General features: G+C 39.8%; 22 protein-coding genes. 14 read left to right on the top strand and 8 right to left on the bottom strand.

Translation table 11 applies throughout. From position 1 onward, the window contains the following. Positions 1 to 16 precede the first annotated feature (16 nt). Entirely contained in the window at positions 17 to 1,573 is a 1,557-nt protein-coding gene (tyrR, locus tag R0J88_RS02945) for a transcriptional regulator TyrR (RefSeq protein WP_006791402.1), read from the top strand. Positions 1,574 to 1,598: 25 nt separating this feature from the next. Here tyrR and R0J88_RS02940 read toward each other — a convergent pair whose 3' ends face one another. Next, positions 1,599 to 2,093, bottom strand: a complete 495-nt coding sequence (locus R0J88_RS02940; RefSeq protein WP_008127581.1) for a hypothetical protein — start codon at positions 2,091 to 2,093, stop codon at positions 1,599 to 1,601. Positions 2,094 to 2,200: 107 nt separating this feature from the next. Here R0J88_RS02940 and R0J88_RS02935 point away from each other — a divergent pair, with 107 nt between their 5' ends. Next, complete coding sequence (locus R0J88_RS02935; protein ID WP_006791400.1) at positions 2,201 to 2,737, top strand: thioesterase family protein; 537 nt, start codon at positions 2,201 to 2,203, stop codon at positions 2,735 to 2,737. Between the two features lie 31 nt (positions 2,738 to 2,768). Here the strand turns inward: R0J88_RS02935 and R0J88_RS02930 are convergent, their stop codons facing one another. Next, positions 2,769 to 3,077, bottom strand: a complete 309-nt coding sequence (locus tag R0J88_RS02930) for an EscU/YscU/HrcU family type III secretion system export apparatus switch protein (protein WP_008127583.1) — start codon at positions 3,075 to 3,077, stop codon at positions 2,769 to 2,771. A 2-nt stretch (positions 3,078 to 3,079) separates the two neighbouring features. Continuing rightward, a complete protein-coding gene (locus R0J88_RS02925) occupies positions 3,080 to 5,704 on the bottom strand; it encodes a flagellar hook-length control protein FliK (RefSeq protein WP_410899025.1) in 2,625 nt (874 codons plus the stop codon). 92 nt (positions 5,705 to 5,796) lie between these two features. Between R0J88_RS02925 and ccmA the strand changes: the two genes are divergently transcribed. The 10 genes from ccmA to R0J88_RS02875 are packed head-to-tail and all read left to right on the top strand — an operon-like array spanning position 5,797 to position 13,535. Continuing rightward, positions 5,797 to 6,438, top strand: a complete 642-nt coding sequence (gene ccmA / locus R0J88_RS02920) for a cytochrome c biogenesis heme-transporting ATPase CcmA (RefSeq protein WP_336624182.1) — start codon at positions 5,797 to 5,799, stop codon at positions 6,436 to 6,438. Beyond that, positions 6,438 to 7,124: a heme exporter protein CcmB gene (ccmB, locus tag R0J88_RS02915; RefSeq protein ID WP_277053468.1), complete on the top strand. Its 687-nt coding sequence runs from the start codon at positions 6,438 to 6,440 to the stop codon at positions 7,122 to 7,124. Before ccmA ends, ccmB begins: the two co-directional genes overlap by 1 nt. Beyond that, a complete protein-coding gene (locus tag R0J88_RS02910) occupies positions 7,124 to 7,861 on the top strand; it encodes a heme ABC transporter permease (RefSeq protein WP_410899024.1) in 738 nt (245 codons plus the stop codon). The genes ccmB and R0J88_RS02910 overlap by 1 nt, the downstream gene beginning before the upstream one ends. A gap of 2 nt (positions 7,862 to 7,863) precedes the next feature. Beyond that, positions 7,864 to 8,067, top strand: a complete 204-nt coding sequence (gene ccmD, locus R0J88_RS02905; protein WP_006791394.1) for a heme exporter protein CcmD — start codon at positions 7,864 to 7,866, stop codon at positions 8,065 to 8,067. Continuing rightward, positions 8,064 to 8,543, top strand: a complete 480-nt coding sequence (gene ccmE, locus R0J88_RS02900) for a cytochrome c maturation protein CcmE (RefSeq protein ID WP_006791393.1) — start codon at positions 8,064 to 8,066, stop codon at positions 8,541 to 8,543. The genes ccmD and ccmE overlap by 4 nt, the downstream gene beginning before the upstream one ends. Positions 8,544 to 8,545: 2 nt before the next feature. Then, positions 8,546 to 10,516: a heme lyase CcmF/NrfE family subunit gene (locus R0J88_RS02895; RefSeq protein WP_010557076.1), complete on the top strand. Its 1,971-nt coding sequence runs from the start codon at positions 8,546 to 8,548 to the stop codon at positions 10,514 to 10,516. Beyond that, positions 10,513 to 11,082 carry a DsbE family thiol:disulfide interchange protein gene (locus R0J88_RS02890; protein WP_006791390.1) on the top strand — a complete coding sequence of 190 codons (570 nt, stop codon included), beginning with the start codon at positions 10,513 to 10,515 and terminating at the stop codon, positions 11,080 to 11,082. Before R0J88_RS02895 ends, R0J88_RS02890 begins: the two co-directional genes overlap by 4 nt. Then, entirely contained in the window at positions 11,082 to 11,543 is a 462-nt protein-coding gene (locus R0J88_RS02885) for a cytochrome c-type biogenesis protein (protein ID WP_008127607.1), read from the top strand. Before R0J88_RS02890 ends, R0J88_RS02885 begins: the two co-directional genes overlap by 1 nt. Beyond that, entirely contained in the window at positions 11,544 to 12,794 is a 1,251-nt protein-coding gene (gene ccmI / locus R0J88_RS02880) for a c-type cytochrome biogenesis protein CcmI (RefSeq protein ID WP_410899023.1), read from the top strand. Between the two features lie 9 nt (positions 12,795 to 12,803). Continuing rightward, on the top strand, positions 12,804 to 13,535 hold the full coding sequence (locus R0J88_RS02875; protein WP_008127611.1) for a VacJ family lipoprotein: 732 nt from the start codon (positions 12,804 to 12,806) through the stop codon (positions 13,533 to 13,535). A 63-nt stretch (positions 13,536 to 13,598) separates the two neighbouring features. On the opposite strand, the gene R0J88_RS02870 is transcribed toward R0J88_RS02875, so the two are convergent. After that, positions 13,599 to 14,822 (bottom strand): EAL and HDOD domain-containing protein, encoded by a 1,224-nt coding sequence (locus tag R0J88_RS02870; protein WP_410899022.1) that lies wholly within the window; start codon positions 14,820 to 14,822, stop codon positions 13,599 to 13,601. 332 nt (positions 14,823 to 15,154) lie between these two features. Here R0J88_RS02870 and putP point away from each other — a divergent pair, with 332 nt between their 5' ends. Further along, positions 15,155 to 16,633 carry a sodium/proline symporter PutP gene (putP, locus tag R0J88_RS02865; RefSeq protein ID WP_010557080.1) on the top strand — a complete coding sequence of 493 codons (1,479 nt, stop codon included), beginning with the start codon at positions 15,155 to 15,157 and terminating at the stop codon, positions 16,631 to 16,633. A 71-nt stretch (positions 16,634 to 16,704) separates the two neighbouring features. Here putP and R0J88_RS02860 read toward each other — a convergent pair whose 3' ends face one another. Next, positions 16,705 to 17,019, bottom strand: coding sequence for a YebG family protein (locus tag R0J88_RS02860; protein WP_008127619.1), 315 nt, complete (start codon positions 17,017 to 17,019; stop codon positions 16,705 to 16,707). Between the two features lie 317 nt (positions 17,020 to 17,336). On the opposite strand from R0J88_RS02860, the gene R0J88_RS02855 reads away from it, so the two are divergent. Further along, positions 17,337 to 17,633 carry a ComEA family DNA-binding protein gene (locus tag R0J88_RS02855; RefSeq protein ID WP_138740467.1) on the top strand — a complete coding sequence of 99 codons (297 nt, stop codon included), beginning with the start codon at positions 17,337 to 17,339 and terminating at the stop codon, positions 17,631 to 17,633. A gap of 10 nt (positions 17,634 to 17,643) precedes the next feature. On the opposite strand, the gene R0J88_RS02850 is transcribed toward R0J88_RS02855, so the two are convergent. The 3 genes from R0J88_RS02850 to R0J88_RS02840 all read right to left on the bottom strand — a co-directional run bounded on the left by R0J88_RS02850 (position 17,644) and on the right by R0J88_RS02840 (position 19,683). Then, positions 17,644 to 17,946: a DUF6170 family protein gene (locus R0J88_RS02850; protein ID WP_010557081.1), complete on the bottom strand. Its 303-nt coding sequence runs from the start codon at positions 17,944 to 17,946 to the stop codon at positions 17,644 to 17,646. A 5-nt stretch (positions 17,947 to 17,951) separates the two neighbouring features. Next, on the bottom strand, positions 17,952 to 18,470 hold the full coding sequence (gene dsbB, locus R0J88_RS02845) for a disulfide bond formation protein DsbB (RefSeq protein ID WP_138740469.1): 519 nt from the start codon (positions 18,468 to 18,470) through the stop codon (positions 17,952 to 17,954). A 241-nt stretch (positions 18,471 to 18,711) separates the two neighbouring features. Then, positions 18,712 to 19,683, bottom strand: a complete 972-nt coding sequence (locus R0J88_RS02840; RefSeq protein ID WP_410899021.1) for an integron integrase — start codon at positions 19,681 to 19,683, stop codon at positions 18,712 to 18,714. Between the last annotated feature and the right edge of the window lie 299 nt (positions 19,684 to 19,982).

The raw sequence follows: 19,982 nt of genomic DNA, 5'->3' as shown, positions 1-19,982 counted from the left end.
CCTGCTTTGAGGATGTATGCGTCTAGATATTCACTGTGCTGATAGGATCGGTATAGCCCAAGAAATCCTTAATATTTTAGTTAACTACAGTGTTGATTTAAAAGGTATTGAGGTCGATTCTGTCAATTGCCGTATGTATGTGAGCTTTCCAGAAATAGAGTTTGAGCAGTTTCAAAAAATCATGCCTTCTATCCGTCTGATTGATGGTGTGCATGATGTGCGCACTACCGCATTTCTCCCTTCTGAGCGAGAGCATAACGAATTAAATACCTTGTTACGTGCATTACCTGATGGTGTTATTTCTATTGATGCTAAGGGTTGGGTTCGTTTATGCAACGATGCTGCGTGTAAAGACCTGCAGTTAAGTGAAAAAGAGGTTATTGGCGCTAACATAAATAACCTACTAAAGGGCTTTAACTTTACGCGTTGGTTAGAGGGCAAGGAAGTGTTAGGCCAAACCACTCGGGTTGAAGTAGCTGGCGAAGACTTTATTGCAGATATTTTACCAATTGCCGTGCCACAAGGCAGTGAAGGCGATGTTTTAGCTGGTGCGGTTATTAACATTAAGTCGCAAAGTCGTTTAGGTCAGCAAGTTAGTGCATTTAGGCGCTACGGACAAGAAAGCTTTGCCACCATTCATAATTTTAGTACTGCTATGCGCCGTGTTGTACGTGAAGCACGAAAAATGGCACAGTTAGAAGCACCCATACTCATTACGGGTGAAACAGGCACAGGTAAAGAGCTACTTGCGCGAGCGTGTCATTATGCGTCAAACCGTTCTGTTAAGCCGTTTATTGCGCTTTCGTGCGCGTCGTTACCTGATGATGTAGCGGAGTCTGAACTTTTTGGTTATGCAGGCTACGAAGAAAATGCAGCGCCTAAACGTGGTGTACTCGAGCAAGCTGACGGCGGTACCGTATTTTTAGATGAAGTGGGTGAAATGTCGACCCAGCTACAAACTAAACTTTTGCGCTTTTTACAAGACGGAACGTTTAGAAAAGTAGGCGATGAGAACGAAGTAAAAGTTAATGTTCGTATTGTAGCCGCTACTCAAAAAGACTTACCCGCAATGGTTCAAGAAGGTGTGTTTAGAGAAGACCTATACTACCGAATTAATGTATTAACTCTCGAAATTGCTCCATTACGAGATCGCAAAGCCGATGTGGGTCCTCTGGCAGAGCATTTTATCCAAAAATATGCCCAGCAAAATGGCCATGCTATTCCGTTATTATCACAAGAGTGCTTGAGTTTTTTACAAGAATATCCATGGCCGGGTAATGTTCGCCAACTTGAAAATGCTATTTATCGCGCAGTCTCATTGTTAGATGATAGCGAGTTACGTTTAGAGCATTTACAACTACCTACGTTTACACATGAGTTAGGGTATTTGGAGTCAGACTTTGAAGGCTCGCTTGATCAAGCTGTGAAGCGTTTTGAGGCAACGTTGCTGCGTAAACTTTACCCTGCTTACCCAAGCTCAAGGCAACTTGCTAAACGCTTAGGGCTTAGTCATACCGCAGTGGCAAATAAGTTGCGTGACTACGGTATAAACAGAAAAACTGTTAAAGTTTAGATGACTCTAAAATTAAAACAGGGGACTAGCTTTTAGTCCCCATGTTTTTTGTAACACCATCAATAGCAATCGTTTCTATACCGTCTTCATTAAAGTTAATAACAATACTGGCATTGTTACGGGTAAAAAAGTAACTACGGTTGTTAAGCTCGATTACATAATCGCCTTTTACTCGGTCGCTAAACTTTTGTTTTTTTAGTGACACAGTATGCTCACCAATTTGCCAATTAAACCCTTCAATAAAACCATTGTTAAACTCTTGAACCCATACCTGGCTTTCATCTTTTGATAGTGTAATTGCAACTGAGTATGAACTTGGAATACTTTGCATATTGTAGCTTTTAGCGCCAATTTTAAATTGTTCAGCTTTTTGTTGCCAAGCAAAACCAAAGTCAAATTCTTTTTGTATACCCGTTGAGTAGGTAATAGTGCCTTTGCCGGGTAATGAAAAATCAGCTAGCGCTGAATAGCTTGGTACTAGTAATCCAATAAACGTAATTATATGTAGTAGAGGTTTCATAAGCATTTTTTTTTTATATATATGAGTAATAAAGAGTAAGGGAGAACATACGTCTTAGCAAGTGCTTGTGATACACTCAGTAAAATTTTGCTGGTAAGACCTTTGTTGTGAACTTATATATTCGACTCCTATTATTATTTTTTAAAATTAAGCGTAATAAACACTATCAAGATTTACTCGATACGGTAGATATTGATTACAAAGCACTTCCTACAGATTGTGATATTAATTTACATTTAACTAATTCGCGCTATTTGGCCATGATGGACTTGTCGCGTACGTGGATGACTGAGCGAGTAGGTTTGCTAAAACAAATAATGAAACGACGTTGGTTTCCTATTGTTAATGCAACAGCTATTACTTACATTCGTGATATTAAACCCATGCAAAAATACACTATTAGCACTAAGTTAGTTGGCTGGGATCATAAGTATTTTTACATTGAGCAGAAATTTCATTCTGATCGTGGTTTGCATGCGATTGCGTACGTACGTGGCGTATTTAAAAGTAAAAAAGGTGTTATAAGTATTGAAGAGATGCTTGAAGTGGCTGGCTTTGAAGGTAAAACTCCTATTTTACCCAGCGAAGTAATGCACTGGAAAGAAATGCTTGAACAGAAAAAAATGACTAATTTACCAAAGTAAATGAAAAAGGCGCTTTGCGCCTTTTTCAATTTTAAGCTTTTATATTTAGCTTACCTTGAAAGTCCTGCCACCCTGGTGGGAACTGCCCACGTAATACATACGAAAACGCAATCAGTTCTGCAATCACAAAATAAAGCTCTTTTGGAATCTCTTCACCTAATTCGAGGTGCGATAAGGTTTTAGCTAAATCGGGATCTTCGTGGATCATGATCCCTTTTTGTTTTGCTGCAGCGATTATTTCTTCCGCCAACTCCCCAAACCCCTTAACGCTCACTGAAGGCGTGCTTCCTGCTTCGTATAAAAGGCCAATTGCCGACTTGCTCTTAGGGGAATCACTCATAGCTACACCTTAATATTAATAATTGCATGGGATTTATAAAAAGCAGCATGGGTTGCCTCCCCTCGTTTTAGGTTTAGTTCAGCAACTTGTAAGCCGTGTTTAGCCAGTTTTGAGCGCAGGTTATCAAGGTGAGGGTGGGCAATGGCACTCACTTCTTGGCTTGATGCTAATAATTGGCAATCGAGCGATTTGTCCATTAGCTCGGCGGTAATTTGTAGTTGACCGAGATCAGCATAATCAAAATTTAATCTAACAAACCAGACATTTTTAGGCTCTAGCTTATCGGCCGATGGTTTTTTATATTGCCCTAGTGTTATTTCTGTTTGGGCTGCTTCTGGCGGTAATTTCATCGGAAGTAAAAACTGTGCCAGCGGGTTACTTTCGGGTTGCTGATTTGGTGTTGAAACACTTACCTGTGTGAGCGTGTTTTTAACCTGAGTAAGCTCTCCAGCAAGCGCTTGCACTTGTGATTGCTGAAGTTGCTCTAGTATTTTTGAACTCGCTTTACCAGCTTTAAACGTAGGCATAAGCACCTGTAGTAATGCATCAATGCCTGTTTTTGAGTCAAAGGTAATTGGGGCTACAGATTGGTTAATAATAGGCGCCGCCAAAATACTAACCGCTAGCTGTTCAAGCCCTTTGGTAAAGCTACTTTGCAGGGTGTCATGCGTGAGGCTGTGAGGCTGCAGCGTCGCTAATATCTCTCTTTGTACGGCAGTCGGGCTAACGTTGCTGCTTGATACCATACGATTAAAAGCTTGATTAACCAGCGCATTGAGGTCAGGTGTTTGCTTAGTCGCTTTAACTTGAATATCGGCTATTTGACTGCTCAATGAAATTTTTTCTTCAGTGAGTGTGTGAGTTGAATCATGCGTTGGTGGCAGCTTTAAAAGCGGCGTTAATATCTTAGCTTCAATAGGTTGCAACATTTGGCTCGGTGAGGCAATAGTTGTTGTGTTACTAAATACTGTATTAAATAGGGTGTTACTTGCTGGTGTAGAAGATACAGCATGTGTTTGTTGGGTTGCTGGGCTATTGGCTTTCAGGGTGGGGAGTGTGGCCAGTTTATTATCTGCATTAGATTGTTGAGCATGGCTAAACCCCACTTTTGTAACAGGAAGAGAATTTAACTCTTTAATTGTCGTTTGTTTTTGTAGGTCGTTACTCAAGGTGGATTGAACTTGCACTGTTTGGTTTTTTAATACTTGCTCTGTATTTTTGGTTGCGGGTTCTGCTTTTATTTGAGCACTTAACAGTGCGCCTGATTGTGTACCTACCTCTGTTTTACTGTGGGCTGAGACTTTTTCGATTGGTGGCTGCTTATTTTCTGGTGTATTTGTTGTATTAGCATTGGGTATATGCAAATGACTACTGATAACTTTGGCACTAGGAGGCTGCCAAATAGCAACATTTGCTTTTATTAGCTGTGTTAACTGCACAATAGGGGGTAATTGAGAAAAATGCTTAGGTAAAATATTAACAAGTTCAGTACTTGGCTTTTGCGCACTATTAGCAACTTGTATACCTGCATTTTCAATTAAATTAATTCTACTTGTTAGTGAGGACGGGGCGATAAACTGTTTTTGTAAAGTGAGTGATGGTGCGATTTGAGTTTTGATTTCGTTTGCAAACGATTTGTTTTCAAAATAATTTACTGCATCATTGATTCGTGTTTTTAAATCACTAAAACTAGTTTGCAGCCAAGACTTTATAGGGCTATGGCTACTCACCAGCGGACTTACTTTAGCGGTGTTATTAATCTGCGCTGGCGCGGTTTGTAAATTAGCGTGTTGCGCAGTAAGTAATTCATTAAAAGGTTTAGTAAAAGAGTTACTCAGCATCACTTTTACGCTTTGAGCTTGTGTTGTTATTACAAGCTTATCGGCTTGATTTGCAACAGTCACTTTCACAGGCGAGTTAGGCAGTTCAGCAAGCTGCGTGTTTGATACTTTCGTGGTGAAAGAGCCTGATTTTTGCGGATGCGTTAAAATGGCTAATTTAGGCGTTGCCTGTAGTTGTGCATTGGGTAACAAGCTTGCTAGCATTTTAACCAGCTTTGTTTGGCTTAAAGGCTGGGTGTGAACGGTATCAGCAAAGCGGTTAATAACATCAATTTGTGCGCCTTTACTGTTGGTACTTATGGCTAGTTTTAAAGGTTGCTCTGTGCTGAGTAGCTGAGCAACATCTTTATTTATGGCAATACTAGCATTGAGCTTATCAATAATTAGCTTTGGTGCAGGCGCTAAAGCAAGCTGAACTGAAAGTGGCTTGCTTTCAACCTCTGCACCGGTACTAATAAAATTTAATAAGCGTTGTAATTGGGCAGGCTGGTTAAGTTTAATTGTTGCTACATTTGGCAAAATAGATAGCTGCTTTCCGTCTTCGCTTAGTTGAATGCGCGCGCTAGCAATTTTATCTAAAGATTGAGGGGCATTGCTTGTGCCTAATCTGAGCGTTTGCCATTGCTTATTAACCAGCACTTCTAGCGTGATAGAGTCTTTTGAAAATTGAATGTTTTTAGCCGCAAGTACTTCACTTGGTATTTGTGGTAACTCATTGGTTTGGTTATTAGTTGATGAATTGATAACCAATGAATTGGATAATGTTATTTGCGTTGGCGTATTCATTATTTTAAATCAAGTTTTCTCTATTTTAAGTGAATCGATTTTAAAGCAATATTCGTATTACCCTATCATTATGGTAGACTAACGCCTAATTTTTGGCAGAGAGAATCGTCATCTTGTTACACATTAAGTCCGTCTCCTGCATCAAGCAAGAACGTTGTTTGTTTGCGGACCTTAATTTTAGCCTTAAAAGCGGTCAAATCATGCAATTAGCGGGTCCTAATGGGGCTGGTAAAACATCGTTATTGCGTATCATCGCTGGCTTTTCTGCGCCTGATGAAGGCGAGGTTTTGTATCAAGAACGCTCAATAAATAAATACTATGAAGAGTTCGCCCACGACTTACTTTTTATAGGCCACAAAACGGGTGTTAACATTCAGTTGAGCGCTGTTGAAAATGTACGCTTTTGGTTACGGATCAACGGTTATTCAAATGAGCCTGACCTTTACCCAATTTTAGCAAAACTAGGCTTGGTCGGTCTTGAAGATGTGCCTGTTAGAATGCTGTCGGCAGGCCAGCAACGACGAGTTGCATTAGTTAGACTTTGGCTAAGCGACGCAAATTTATGGGTGTTAGACGAGCCATTTACTGCGCTCGATAAAAGCGGTGTTGCGTTTTTGCAGCAGCGATTTACTCAACATTTAAATAATAATGGCGCCATATTATTAACTACCCACCAAGACCTAACTACTCACTTTAGTGATTTACAAACAATCACATTGGAGTACCGCCACTGATGACTCGTCAACACTCTTATTGGTTACTATTCAGTGCGGTTTTTACTAAAGATATAAAGCTTGCTTTTCGCCAGCGAGCAGAAATTGTAAACCCAATATTGTTTTTTTTAATTGTTATTTCTTTGTTTCCGTTAGCAATAGGTCCTGAGCCCGGTCTGCTTGCTAGAATGGCGCCCGGTATCATTTGGGTTGCAGCTTTACTCTCTACCATGTTGGGCTTAGATAAACTGTTTAGAGATGACTTTAATGATGGGTCTCTTGAGCAGTTAATTTCCTCATCGTACCCATTGTCACTTACAGTGCTTGCAAAAGTGGCTGCACATTGGGTTGTGACGGGTTTGCCCCTTGTATTAATGACCCCGTTATTCGCGTTATTACTTAATTTAGATAGTAATGCGCTGGTGGCCACTGTTTTAACGTTATTATTGGGTACACCGTTATTAAGTTTTATTGGTGCAATAGGTGCTGGGCTTACTGTTGGGCTACAAAAAGGGGGTATTTTGATGAGTTTACTCGTACTGCCTTTGTATATTCCTGTTCTAATTTTTGCAACGTCGGCTATCGATACCAGTGTTATGTCGCTGGATTATAGCGGGCAACTTGCCATCCTTGGTGCTATGTTAGTCATCGCTATTATTAGCGCACCAATCGCCATATCGTCAGCTTTAAAAGTGAGTATAAGTTAATGTGGAAGTGGTTACATCCCTATGCTAAAGCAGAGCGTGCATACCAGTTATGCAATACGTTTCTGCCTTATTTTGCCGTAGTTACGGTTGTTAGTATGCTCGTTGGTTGGGTGTGGGGGCTTGGTTTTGCACCTGCCGATTACCAACAAAAAGACAGCTACCGTATCATTTTTATTCACGTTCCTTCTGCCATTTTATCAATGGGAGCATATTCCTCTATGGCCATTGCCGCCATTGTTGCGCTTGTATGGCAACTCAGAAACGCAGAACTTGCCGTTATAGCAATTGCACCAGTTGGCGCATGTATGACTGCAATAGCACTTATAACAGGGGCTGCATGGGGTAAACCTATGTGGGGCGCTTGGTGGGTGTGGGATGCACGACTCACATCGGAGCTTATTTTATTATTTTTATATTTGGGCGTAATTTCGTTATACCACGCTTTTGAAGATAAAAAATCAGCGGGCCGTGCTGCATCTATCTTAGCGATTGTAGGGGTGATCAATTTACCAATCATTCACTTTTCGGTTGAGTGGTGGAACACCCTCCATCAGGGAGCCAGCATCACTAAATTCAATACCAATGCAGTTGACCCAAGCATGTTTTGGCCATTAATGGTAAATATTTTAGCCTTTGCAGCGTTTGTTGGCACAGTCACTTTAATTCGTCTTAAAAATGAAATTTTGCAACGTGAAAAGCATCGCCCATGGGTGCGCCAGTTGCTTAATAGGGGGTAATTATGCAGTTTGACTCTTTTTCTGATTTTATTGCAATGGGAGGCTATGGATTTTATGTATGGCTTTCATTTGGCACATGCGCACTTATTCTACTGGGTATTTTAGTGAGCTCTTTAAGAGATACTAAGCATATTATGGCTTCAGTAGAGCAACAAATTGTGCGTGAAGAGCGTATAAAACAAGCCAAGCAGGAGCAAGCATCATGAACCCTAGACGTAAAAAACGCTTATTAGTGATTGTTGCTATTTTATTTGGTTTGGGTTCTGCCATAGGCTTAGTGCTTTATGCTTTACAAGAAAACATAAACCTATTTTATACCCCAAGCGAATTGATTGATGGCAAAGGCCCAAACAAAGAAAAACCTTTTATTGGTCAAAAGCTTCGTATTGGCGGCATGGTAGTACCTGGATCTGTTGAAAGAAACGAGCAAAGCTTAGAAGTGAGTTTTAAATTAATTGATACAGGTCCATTAGTGACTGTGAAATATCAGGGGATATTACCTGATCTGTTTCGTGAGGGGCAGGGTATTGTTGCGCAAGGTGTTTTAATTGAGCCTAATGTCATTGAAGCGTTTGAAGTACTGGCCAAGCATGATGAAGAATACATGCCTGCAGAAGTTGCTGAAGCGGTTAAAGGTATTAAGCATGAAAAACCAAAATACAACTTAGATAGTGGTAATTAGCTATGATCCCAGAAATTGGTTATTTTTCTTTAACGCTTGCCATGGTGCTGAGCGTTTTATTATGTATTTTTCCACTTTGGGGCGCGCATACAGGTAATCTTCGCTTAATGCGTGCTGCCCCCTCTTTAGCTATTGGCCAGTTTGCGTTTGTATTAATTTCGTTTGCTGCGCTTATTTACGCAAGTTTAACTGACGACTTTACCGTATCTTATGTGGCGTATCATTCGAGTAGCACACTGCCATGGTATTACAAAATAACATCGACATGGGGCGGCCATGAAGGAGCAATATTGCTTTGGTTAGTGATGCAAGCAGGTTGGACTGCTGTTGTTGCTGCTCGCTCAAAGTCATTACCTTGGGTTCTACGTGCCCGTGTTTTAGGCGTGCTTGGTTTTTTAGGTGTTGGTTTCATGATGTATACCTTACTATTATCAAGCCCATTTGAACGTTTACTTCCTTATTTTCCGGTAGAAGGGCGAGATTTGAATCCGCTTTTACAAGACCCCGGAATGATCATTCACCCGCCATTACTTTACATGGGTTATGTTGGGCTATCGGTTGCTTTTTCGTTTGCTATTGCAGCACTGTTAACAGGTAAGCTTGATAACACGTGGGCCAAATGGTCACGTCCATGGACAATGACCGCGTGGGGCTTTTTAAGCTTAGGTATTACTATTGGCAGTTGGTGGGCTTATGCAGAGCTTGGCTGGGGTGGCTGGTGGTTTTGGGATCCAGTAGAAAACGCGTCCCTTATGCCTTGGCTTGTTGCAACCGCTTTACTTCATTCGCTAAGCGTGACAGAAAAGCGCGGCATTTTTAAATCGTGGACCGTATTACTGGCAATTGCAGCATTTTCGTTAAGCTTGCTGGGAACGTTTATTGTGCGTTCAGGTATTATTGTATCAGTTCATGCGTTTGCAACAGATCCCGACAGAGGCCTGTTTATACTCGCCTTTTTAGGAATAGTTGTTGGCGGTGGTTTGGCGCTTTACGCATTACGCGTATCGCAAGTTCATAGCGAAGGACGCTACAAATTTGTATCGCGCGAAGTGGCATTATGGCTAAATAATATCTTTTTAGTTGTGGCGACCTTAATTGTATTATTGGGTACTTTATTGCCTATGGTGCACAAAGAAATGGGCTTGGGCAGTATTTCTATAGGTGAACCGTTCTTTAATAAAATGTTTGCAATACTACTTGTGCCATTTGCTATTTTAATGGGCATTGGTCCTTTTTTACGCTGGAAGCAAAACAAATGGGCGTTTTTGCAAAATAAAATTGTTGTAGGTATTTTGGCCAGTGTGGCGATTACTTGCGTATGGTTGTTCTCAGCTTACGACGAAGTGACACCACTTACGCTATTAGCAACAACGCTGGGTGTGTGGGTTGCTGTTTCAACCTTGATTGACATTTACACTAAAGCCGCAGTGCATGGCACATTAAAAGAAGGGTTAAAACGCTTAGGTGTTAGTTATTGGGCAATGGTGCTAGGCCACATTGGTATGGCATTTGTTATTGCGGGTGTTGCGTTAACCTCTGCGTACTCTGTTGAGCGTGATGTATCGATGAAGAAAGGCGATATAGTGCAGCTTAATCAATACAACTACCGCTTTGAAGGTGTTAAAACAATCCGTGGACCTAATTACAGTGGCCATGCTGGTGTTGTTACGGTGCTAAAAAACGATGATGTAGTCACTCGTTTATACGCTGAAAAACGTAAATACGATATTGGCATGCAATTTATGACAGAAGCTGCCATTGATGCTGGCTTCACACGTGATTTATACCTTGCTCTAGGCGAGCAATTAAGCCAAGGGGCTTGGTCTCTGCGCATATACCACAAGCCGTTTGTGCGTTGGTTATGGATTGGTGGTGTATTAATTTCACTTGCAGGGTTTATGATTTTGTTTGATAAACGTTACCGTACATCTGCAAAAACAGCTCGAAAAGCAGCAGCGGAGAGTGTGTTATGAACCGTAAATTGTTAGCCATAGCGCCTCTTTTAGTATTTGCTTTTGTGTGTGTGTTTTTATACCAAGGTTTATTTGCAAACCCACGCGAAATACAAACTGGGCGAATAGGCCATGAAATGCCTGCATTTACGCTTCCTGATTTAATGCAAGACAACAAGCAATGGACCAACGAAGCGTTAAAAGGCGAGGTATATTTACTAAATGTATGGGGCACTTGGTGCCCAACCTGTTTAGCTGAGCTGGGTTACTTAACAAAGCTGCGAGAGCAAGGCGTTAAAATTATTGGCTTGTATTATGTGCAAGGTTACGACGCCGACTTTGATGGCCCGTTTGACATGCAAGCACTACGTACTGAAGTACAAGATATGCTTGAGCGTGCGGGTAACCCTTATCAGTTTAATATTTTGGATTTACATCGAACGCTGTCGTTAGATTTGGGTGTTTCAGGTGCGCCAGAAACATTTTTAATCGATAAAAACGGCACTATTTTGCTACACCATACCGGTGATATAAATCCACGAGTATGGCGTTCTAAATTTGCACCTATGATGCAGGAGCTAAAATAATGAAGTGGCTATTGTTTTCACTCAGCCTTTTACTAACTACGAGTGCATTAGCGCAAACTGATCGCTACGTATTTGATACCGACGAGCAAGCGGTTCGTTTTGAAGAGCTTACAAAAGAACTTCGTTGCCCTAAATGTCAAAATCAAAACATTGCTGATTCTGACGCTATAGTTGCCAAAGACCTTCGTGAAAGAGTGGTAGAGCTAGTTAAAGAAGGCAACACCAAAGATGAAGTAATTGACTACATGATTGACCGCTATGGTTACTTTGTTCATTACGACCCACCTGTGACACCAGCAACACTGGTGCTTTGGGTATTGCCGGTATTAATTGTTATTGTTGGGTTTGGTTTTATTGTAATTCGTCAGCGTAAAGCGTCTGTAAAGCAGACTTGGAGCAACCAAGATGAAGTACTTTTAAATAAGCTAATTGAACAAAATAAACGTCAGGAGCAAAGTTAAATGATTTTAATGTGGGCGTGTTTTGCTTTACTCACACTGATTGCACTGGCGTTTGTTATGCTGCCTTTTTTACAAAAAGAGCGTGTTAAAACAATTACTCACAACGCAAATGCCGAGCTTATAAGTATTTACGAACAACGTTTGGTTGATTTAAAGACCGATTTAGATAATCAACGAATAGATGATGCTAACTATTCTGAATCGATAGTTGAACTAAAACGCCGTTTGCTTAATGAGCTTTCACCAGAAAAATCATTAATTAGCAAAGGTAACAACCGTATTTTTGCCCTTACAGGCGGCGCATTTGTTATTGCACTAAGCGGTATATTTTACAGTTTAACGGGTAGTCAACAGCAAATTTCAGCATGGCACGATGCCATGGATAACCTGAGCGAATACGGCGAGCGCGCTGTGATGCAAAAAGGCGAGCAGCTTACTCAAAACGAGTTACAAGCATTTGCACTGGCGTTACGCACCAAGTTAAGCCGTTCAGGCGATGACGAAATGGCATGGATGTTACTTGGTCGTGTTGCTATGTCACTGAATGAGTTTGATATGGCTCAGCAGTCATTTGATAAAGCACTGCGCATGAACCCCGATAATAAACAGGTGTTAATAAGTTACAGCCAAATTTTGCTACTTGAAGGCAGCGAAGCGAATATGACGCGTGCAGCGGGTATGTTGTCTAAAGTATTAAACGCAGAACCGACTAACTTAGATGCTATTTCGTTATTAGCGCTCATTGCTTACGAGCGAAAAGACTGGCCTCAAGCTAAAGCCGCCTTTGAAGTATTACTAGCCAGTATGGAAAAAAATGATTCTCGCTATAGTTTAATATCTCAGCGTATTGCAGATATTGAACTGCAAATGCAAAGCGAAGGCTCGGTAATGCCAGTAACTAAAGCCAACAGCATTGCTGTTACCGTTAATGTTGCCAGTGAGCTTATAAATAAACTGCCTGAAAAGGGGACTTTATTTGTATTTGCAAAAGCGGCAAATGGTTCGCCAATGCCGATTGCTGCTGTAAAACTCACTTCATATTCATTCCCTGTTACAGTTGAGTTAAACGACAGCACTGCCATGGTTGAAGGTATGAACTTATCTAGCGCAGAAGATATTATTATATCGGCGCGTATTTCGCTTGATGACTCTGTTATGCCAAGTTCAGGTGAATTAGAAGGGCATTCTGGCTCATTAAAGCGTGAAAGTGTAAGTGAATACCAACTTAAAATAGATACATTAATACCTTAAGGACGAAAAATGTTAAGACAAAGTTTAGCTTTTTTAAGCTTTTTGATACTGGCCGGTTGTGCGCAAGTACCAGAAAGCAAAGTTGATGAAAGAGATCCACTGCAAAGTATTAACCGTCCGTTGTATGACTTTAATATGGATGTTTTAGACGCTTACATACTTCGCCCAGCAGCGGTTGGTTATGTTGCTGTGACTCCTGTGCCTGTGCGTCAAAGCATTGTTCACTTTACGGATAACCTAACTGCACCGGTTGATATGGTAAATGCGGGGCTACAGGGTAAACCGGGTAACGCAAGTGTAAGCCTTGCGCGCTTTTTAGTGAATTCTACCGTGGGCATTTTTGGTATTTTTGATGTAGCTAGCTCGCTTGGTTTAAATCGAGTAGATGAAGATTTTGGCCAAACAATGGGTGTGTGGGGCATTGGTGATGGTGCATACTTAATGCTACCTGCAATGGGGCCTACTACAGCAAGAAACTTAACCGGTGACGTAGTAGACAACTTTGTTTTGCCTGAAATTGCCTTAACTACGCCACAAACGGTGCTAGTATTTGCGTTAAAAGCGGTAGAAGCGCGTGCTTCATTAATGGCGCAAGAAGGGCTTTTAAATGACTCACTTGACCCGTATTTATTTGTAAAAGATATTTATTTTCAGCGTCAGTTATTCGAACTTTACGATGGTAACCCGCCAATTAAAGAAGAGCCTGCCGACTTTGATGAAGACTTTTTAGAAAGTTTATAAGCCAAATCAAAATAAAAACGCCAGCTTAATGCTGGCGTTTTTTATAATATTGCTTAGCAAGTATTAGGTATTAACCATCAAACTCATTTGCTCGTTCACCCAACTAAGTGCCTCGTGATACGCATCAGGTACTTTATCGGCAATATTAAGTGCTGTTGAAATGTCGTTTGCTTGTGACCAATCAGCCTTTTCGTAATGTTTAACAAGGTTCAAGTATTGCGCTAATAACCCCTCGTTATCTAACAGAGCTGCCTTAATATCGTTAGACAAAGGAAGCTTTTGCATCACGCTTTGCATACTTTCATCTAAAATAGCGTCCATTAACGACATCATACCGGTTAAAAATGCCATGCCGGTGTCTTTCATTTGGCCATGTGAAATAGCTAACAGCTCACAAAAGCGAGCGCGTGTAAGTGATAGCCTAATTAACTCTACCGGTTTATCAGCCGATATTTGTGCAGCAAATAACAAAGAGAGAAGTTTTTTGATCTCTTGAGCACCTAAAACAATAAGTGCTTGTTTTATTGTGCTTATTTCAGCTCGTCGTGTAAAGGCTGCTGAGTTTGAGTATCTGAGCAGTTTGTAAGATAGGTTTACGTCGCGCTCAAATACATCGGTGATTTTTTTTAGGTCCATCTCTACGCTTGACGTTTGGTAAAGTAATTCTGCAAGTGCCATTTCTGATGGTGGTAACGCTTTACTTTGTACCATTTCTGGTTTTGAAAAGAAAAACCCTTGAAAATAATCAAAGCCAAGATCTAACGCTAAGCTATATGCTTCGTACGTTTCTACTTTTTCAGCTAAAAGCTTTATATGAGGGTGCGCCTTTAGCTCTTTTATAATGGTTTTTATTGTTGCTAAATCACACGTTAAAAAGTCGATTTTAATAATATCGATAAACGGATAAAAGTGGCGCCATACCGGCTGGTGAATGTAATCATCGAGCGCGATGGTGTAGCCTTTGTCTTTGAGATTTTTAACAATCGCAAGTAAACGTTTACCCGGTTGAATTGTCTCAAGTATTTCTACAACAATGGTGTCTTTACCCAACAGGGTAGGGTAACCCTTAAGTAAGGTTTCTAGTGTAAAGTTAATATAAGCGGGTTTGTTATCGGTTAAGTCTTCTAAACCAAAGTTAAACTGACTGCCCTCAATTAAGCGTGTAGTTGCTTCGTCACCATCTATATTGGGAAATACATTATCCACGCCATCACGAAATAAAAGCTCATAACCAATAAGCTCTTTATCACGATTTAAAATAGGTTGGCGCGCAGCATAAAAATACATAAAAAAATCCGTGTCAGTCAAGTCAGTCGCTATTGTAATAATATATTAGAAAACATACAAAATAGCATGCTGTATATTTTACTAAATAATAAAATATCATTATTAAATAAAAGCGTTTGGCTATTTTTTTGCGTGTAAAAAAGTTTTTTTAGCAATTGTTTTCAACATGATTATTTTTAAACTAAGAAAATACAACAAATAGAGATTTTTGTTACAAGCATGATATAGTCCGAAGGAATGCTTTTATCCTAATAGTGACTTTATTATAAAATTTTAAGAGTCAATATTCGGATCAAAAGCCTGCTACTTTTAATTGTTTTATGGAGGCGAATTTGGAAACAGGAATGATCATTTCATTGTCACTATATTTTGTTGTTATGTTAGGTATTGGTTTATATGCCTATAAGCAGTCAACAAGTGATGTTTCTGGTTATATGCTGGGTGGTAGAAACTTGTCGCCAAGTGTTGCAGCACTCTCAGCGGGTGCTTCAGATATGAGTGGCTGGATTTTAATGGGGTTACCTGGCGCCATGTTTGTTACTGGCTTAAGTAGCACATGGATTGCATTTGGTTTAATTGCCGGTGCATGGTTAAACTACTTTTTAGTCGCGCCGCGTTTAAGGGTTTACACTGAAAAAGCGAATGACTCTATTACCATCCCTGATTACTTTTCTAACCGATTTAACGATAAATCAAATTTACTCCGAGTTGTGTCGGCTGTTGTAATTATTGTGTTCTTCACACTTTATACCTCTTCAGGTGTTGTTGCCGGTGGTAAACTATTTGAGAGCTCATTTGGCTTAAGCTACGAAATGGGGCTATACATCACAACGGGTGTTGTTGTTTTGTATACACTCTTTGGCGGCTTTTTAGCGGTTAGCTTAACTGACTTCGTGCAAGGCTGTATTATGTTTATTGCACTTATTTTAGTACCCGCTGTAGCTTACTCTTTATTAGAGCAACCACTGCAGTCAACCCTAAACAGTGTTAATCCAGACATGCTAAGTTGGATAGGCGCAGGGTCTGCGCTAGGTATTATTTCAGCAATGGCGTGGGGCTTGGGTTACTTTGGTCAACCACATATCATTGTTCGCTTTATGTCGGTGCGCAGTGTTAAAGATATGCCAACAGCACGTCGTATTGGTATGTCTTGGATGATTGTTGCTGCAATTGGTGCAGTAGGTACGGGTATTTTTGGTGCAGCATACACTTATGAAAATAATATAGTTGTGGATGATCCTGAAACTATATTCTTGATCCTGTCAGAGCTGTTGTTTCATCCACTTATTGCTGGCTTTTTACTTGCAGCAATATTAGCTGCAATAATGAGTACAATTTCATCTCAGCTATTAGTAAGCTCAAGCTCACTAACGGAAGATTTTTACAAAACATTTTTACGTAAAGAAGCCAGTGACGCAGAGCTTGTACTAGTAGGGCGCATTAGTGTGTCGATTGTTGCAATACTTGCTATTTACCTCGCATACGATAGAGACAGCTCTATTTTAGACTTAGTGAGTAATGCATGGGCTGGCTTTGGTGCTGCATTTGGTCCGCTTGTATTGTTTAGCCTTTACTGGAAACGTATGAACTTTGCGGGTGCGCTTTCAGGTATGGTTGTGGGTGCAGTTACTGTTTTACTATGGATTTATGGCCCATTCACAATCAACGGTGAAAGTTTAAGTAGCGTAATGTACGAAATTGTCCCAGGCTTTATACTTGCAAGTATTGCTATTGTAGTTGTAAGTTTAGCAACCAATGAGCCTAACTCAGATATAACAACGTTATTTGATGAAGTTGAAAAAGAGCTTTAATTAATATTCGTTTTTATAAAAGCTATAAAAAAGGGAGCAACTAAGTTGCTCCCTTTTTATTTGCAAAATGTTTAGCTTGCTTGTTTAGCGTTGTTATCGTCAATAGATGCAACGTTATCTGATTTTTTATTTTTACTTGCCGCTTTAGTCGTAGGCTCTTTGGCACCTTTAAGTACCGACATAAAGTCGTCTTTACTTTTTGCTATTTCTAACGCAAGCGATTCTATTTGTTGCTCACTCAGTGGCACGTCTACTTTTTCTAGCATCAGCTCAAGTGATTCTGCTATGTCTAGCATTTTGTCATAGGCATCAGCTTCTTTCTTAGTAGTAAACGTCATACGCTCGACTCCGTTTCGTTCTACAACATATTTAACAACAACAGCCATGATTTCTCCTGCAAACTTGCTTGGCACTGTGGTTTATAAAAAACCATAAGATTACTGTTTTTATATACAGTAAAGGTTTGCAAGTAAATATGCAAGCGCAGAGTTGTAATTTTTAAGTGTCTTAAATTTGACAAAAAACGGTAACTTAACTTTATTTAATATATCACTTGGTTGTACCAGCTGCATTTTAAGGATTTCGGATAAAAGTGATGATGCATTTAGGTACTTCCAAAGTGGCTAGCCTCGCGTTTGTCATTTATGGTCTTCCCTAATAATTAAAATAAATATGTTCTAAAATGGACAATAAGGACGAATAAATGAAAATATTTAAACTTTTACTTATAGCAAGTTTGCTAAGTATCCTACCCATTACTACCTCTTACGCGCAATTACCTGAAGTGAGCAAATCTATGGCTCCCATCGAAGCGGTAAGTATTAATGATGCAGATGCAAAAATGTTGGCTAAACTTCCTGGAATTGGTAAAAAGAAAGCACAAGCAATAGTAAATTACCGAGATGAAAATGGTTCATTTACAAGCCTTGAGGACTTGGCCAAAGTGAAGGGGATTGGCAAAAAAGTAATGGCTAAGTTAGAAGGAAAAGTTAAACTTTAGCAAAAGGGCGCTAAGCGCCCTTTTCATGTTGTTGTAGTGCTTCGTCTAAGTTTTTTCTGGCAAAATTTATATCGACCGGAGCGGTTAATAACGGATAAAAAAGCCCACCGAGTATTAAAAAGGGAATGATTATCCAACCTTCAAAAAGTGTAAATATTAAAAACAACGGGCTTAATAGCAATATTTTGATAATACGCAGTAATACACGGTCGGTAGGTGACAGCATTGATAAAGACCGTGCTATAACAAGCTGTCTCTCGCGTATTTTTAAATGTTGCAACTGTTTAAGTTGACTAGAAAAAAAGGTAAACATAATTATTAAACCGTTCTTTTTAGTATTAAGCGACTACCTAATACAATAAAAAATGTTAGAGCGAATAGCCCAAAAATAATTTCCATCCAAGCCGGCATACTGAGCGATAAAAACTCCCAATCTATGTTACCGCAATCGCCAGTGGCTTCAAAAAAGCTCGGTATCCATTCATGCAGCGGCATAAACGATGGAAAGTTAGGCTCAAACTCGCAGCTAAACGCAAACGGATCTGTTGTTGTTTGCATATCTATGTGCTCACGGGCAATTAAATACCCCCAAATGCTCGATACTCCCCAAGTAATGTAAGCAACTATACGCATTATTTTACTTTGTGGATTAATTGACCCAACAATACCCGCGCCAAGTAATCCTAACACCGCGGTACGTTGATAAATACACATAATGCAGGGCGCTAACCCCATTTTATATTGAAAAAACAATGCGGTTACTTCTAGCATAAAAACAATCGCAGTGAATAAAAGCCAAGGTGTTCGTTGAGTCGGTAATTGCGCAAGCCAGTTCATAAAAAGTCCGCTAATAAATAAGGCGTTAGATTATGACGCACGAAAAAGTACGCGGCAACAAAAAGAGGTATATAAAAAAGTTTTATAGATATCCTCCAAATATTGTTTCAGTATTCTAAATGGCTATATTGAAATACTTTGTGATATGTTTTTATGCATATTGTGGTTTTGATGGATTTACATTCTTACTACTGGAAAATATGTGTTTTGTCCATTTGTTTGCCTCATGGCGGGTTTTACGCTAGAAAATTTTGCTTAATGGGCTAACAACACCGTTTGCCCCTTGCTGTAAAACATGAGTGTAAATCTGCGTGGTTTTAACATCTGTATGACCTAACTGAGCTTGCACCGTTCTTATATCTGCTCCACTTTGTAATAAGTGTGTTGCAAAAGAATGACGAAAGGTATGAGGCGTCACAATCTTTGTAATATTGGTTTGCTTTAATGCCTTTTTAACCGCTTTTCTAACACATGTAGGATGGAAGTGATGACGCCGTATCTCGCCAGTTTCTGGATCACTACTTAATTTATAGGAAGGAAATAAGTATTGCCACGCGAGTGATTTGTTAGCTGACGGATACTTACGAGCTAAAGCGTTTGGCATCCATACGCCTGCGTATTGTTCGTTTTGTAAATCTAATTGCAAATATTCTTCAACTTGCATTATTTGATTTCTAAGTAACGGGAGTAACTCAGTTGCAAGTGTAACAATACGATGCTTATTGCCTTTCCCGTTCCAAATTTGAATACATTTATAATCAAAATCAATGTCTTTTACTCGCAGTTGCACAGCTTCCATCACTCGCAGGCCGCTACCATACATCAACCCCACGATTAAGTAATATCGCTTAGATAGATGAATCATCAATTGTTTGACCTCATCGGGTGTCATTACAACAGGTAATTTGGGTTGTCGTTTACTTCGAGCAAAGTTCAAGTTTAACGAAAGTTCATTTTTGACAATATGTTTATATAAAAAAGCTAGCGCATTTAAAGCTGCACTTTGTGTTTTAGCTGACATGTTACGTTTTAATACAATATGGTCCAAAAACGCTTCGACTTCTGAATTTCCCATTGAGCTTGGGTGGCGTTTGTTGTGAAAGTGAATAAAGTTTGCGATCCAACTCAAATAAGCATTAATAGTTCTTAGTGAATACTGTCGAGTGAGCATATAGTCCGAAATGTAATTTAAATACGCAGAACGAGTTTTCATTTTCAATCCATAGAATTGGTGCTGTATGTATATACAGTTATAGCTCAGTCGCTCGCATAGTCAAGAAAACGACCCAGTCGCTCGTTTTATACTGAGAAGAAAACGCGCATGTATGAATTTTAATAACACTGGCAATTAGTTGGCAAGTTTGTTAAAAATAAACCAATAAGAAAACGAGCTACGCTATGGTAGAAATACACGCGATTAGCTCGCTATAAACATGTTATGTTTTACTTGAAGGTGTAATTGTTATGAAAAGTGTTTTGATGCTTACTTTGTGTCTTTCATTTTCTGTATTT

Origin of the sequence: Pseudoalteromonas sp. SIMBA_162 (assembly GCF_046535955.1) — a bacterium.
GTDB classification, from domain to species: Bacteria; Pseudomonadota; Gammaproteobacteria; order Enterobacterales; family Alteromonadaceae; genus Pseudoalteromonas; species Pseudoalteromonas marina.
The sequence above is the reverse complement of the archived record's forward strand: the minus strand, read 5'-3'. Positions and strand labels throughout refer to the sequence as shown.

Excerpts from the sequence above, each read along its gene's own strand:
- tyrR (WP_006791402.1), top strand. The coding sequence starts at position 17 with ATGCGTCTAGATATTCACTGTGCTGATAGGATCGGTATAGCCCAAGAA.
- R0J88_RS02940 (WP_008127581.1), bottom strand. The coding sequence starts at position 2,093 with ATGAAACCTCTACTACATATAATTACGTTTATTGGATTACTAGTACCA.
- R0J88_RS02930 (WP_008127583.1), bottom strand. The coding sequence starts at position 3,077 with ATGAGTGATTCCCCTAAGAGCAAGTCGGCAATTGGCCTTTTATACGAA.
- R0J88_RS02925 (WP_410899025.1), bottom strand. The coding sequence starts at position 5,704 with ATGAATACGCCAACGCAAATAACATTATCCAATTCATTGGTTATCAAT.
- ccmB (WP_277053468.1), top strand. The coding sequence starts at position 6,438 with ATGACTCGTCAACACTCTTATTGGTTACTATTCAGTGCGGTTTTTACT.
- R0J88_RS02910 (WP_410899024.1), top strand. The coding sequence starts at position 7,124 with ATGTGGAAGTGGTTACATCCCTATGCTAAAGCAGAGCGTGCATACCAG.
- ccmD (WP_006791394.1), top strand. The coding sequence starts at position 7,864 with ATGCAGTTTGACTCTTTTTCTGATTTTATTGCAATGGGAGGCTATGGA.
- ccmE (WP_006791393.1), top strand. The coding sequence starts at position 8,064 with ATGAACCCTAGACGTAAAAAACGCTTATTAGTGATTGTTGCTATTTTA.
- R0J88_RS02895 (WP_010557076.1), top strand. The coding sequence starts at position 8,546 with ATGATCCCAGAAATTGGTTATTTTTCTTTAACGCTTGCCATGGTGCTG.
- R0J88_RS02890 (WP_006791390.1), top strand. The coding sequence starts at position 10,513 with ATGAACCGTAAATTGTTAGCCATAGCGCCTCTTTTAGTATTTGCTTTT.
- R0J88_RS02885 (WP_008127607.1), top strand. The coding sequence starts at position 11,082 with ATGAAGTGGCTATTGTTTTCACTCAGCCTTTTACTAACTACGAGTGCA.
- ccmI (WP_410899023.1), top strand. The coding sequence starts at position 11,544 with ATGATTTTAATGTGGGCGTGTTTTGCTTTACTCACACTGATTGCACTG.
- R0J88_RS02875 (WP_008127611.1), top strand. The coding sequence starts at position 12,804 with ATGTTAAGACAAAGTTTAGCTTTTTTAAGCTTTTTGATACTGGCCGGT.
- R0J88_RS02870 (WP_410899022.1), bottom strand. The coding sequence starts at position 14,822 with ATGTATTTTTATGCTGCGCGCCAACCTATTTTAAATCGTGATAAAGAG.
- R0J88_RS02860 (WP_008127619.1), bottom strand. The coding sequence starts at position 17,019 with ATGGCTGTTGTTGTTAAATATGTTGTAGAACGAAACGGAGTCGAGCGT.
- R0J88_RS02855 (WP_138740467.1), top strand. The coding sequence starts at position 17,337 with ATGAAAATATTTAAACTTTTACTTATAGCAAGTTTGCTAAGTATCCTA.
- R0J88_RS02850 (WP_010557081.1), bottom strand. The coding sequence starts at position 17,946 with ATGTTTACCTTTTTTTCTAGTCAACTTAAACAGTTGCAACATTTAAAA.
- dsbB (WP_138740469.1), bottom strand. The coding sequence starts at position 18,470 with ATGAACTGGCTTGCGCAATTACCGACTCAACGAACACCTTGGCTTTTA.
- R0J88_RS02840 (WP_410899021.1), bottom strand. The coding sequence starts at position 19,683 with ATGAAAACTCGTTCTGCGTATTTAAATTACATTTCGGACTATATGCTC.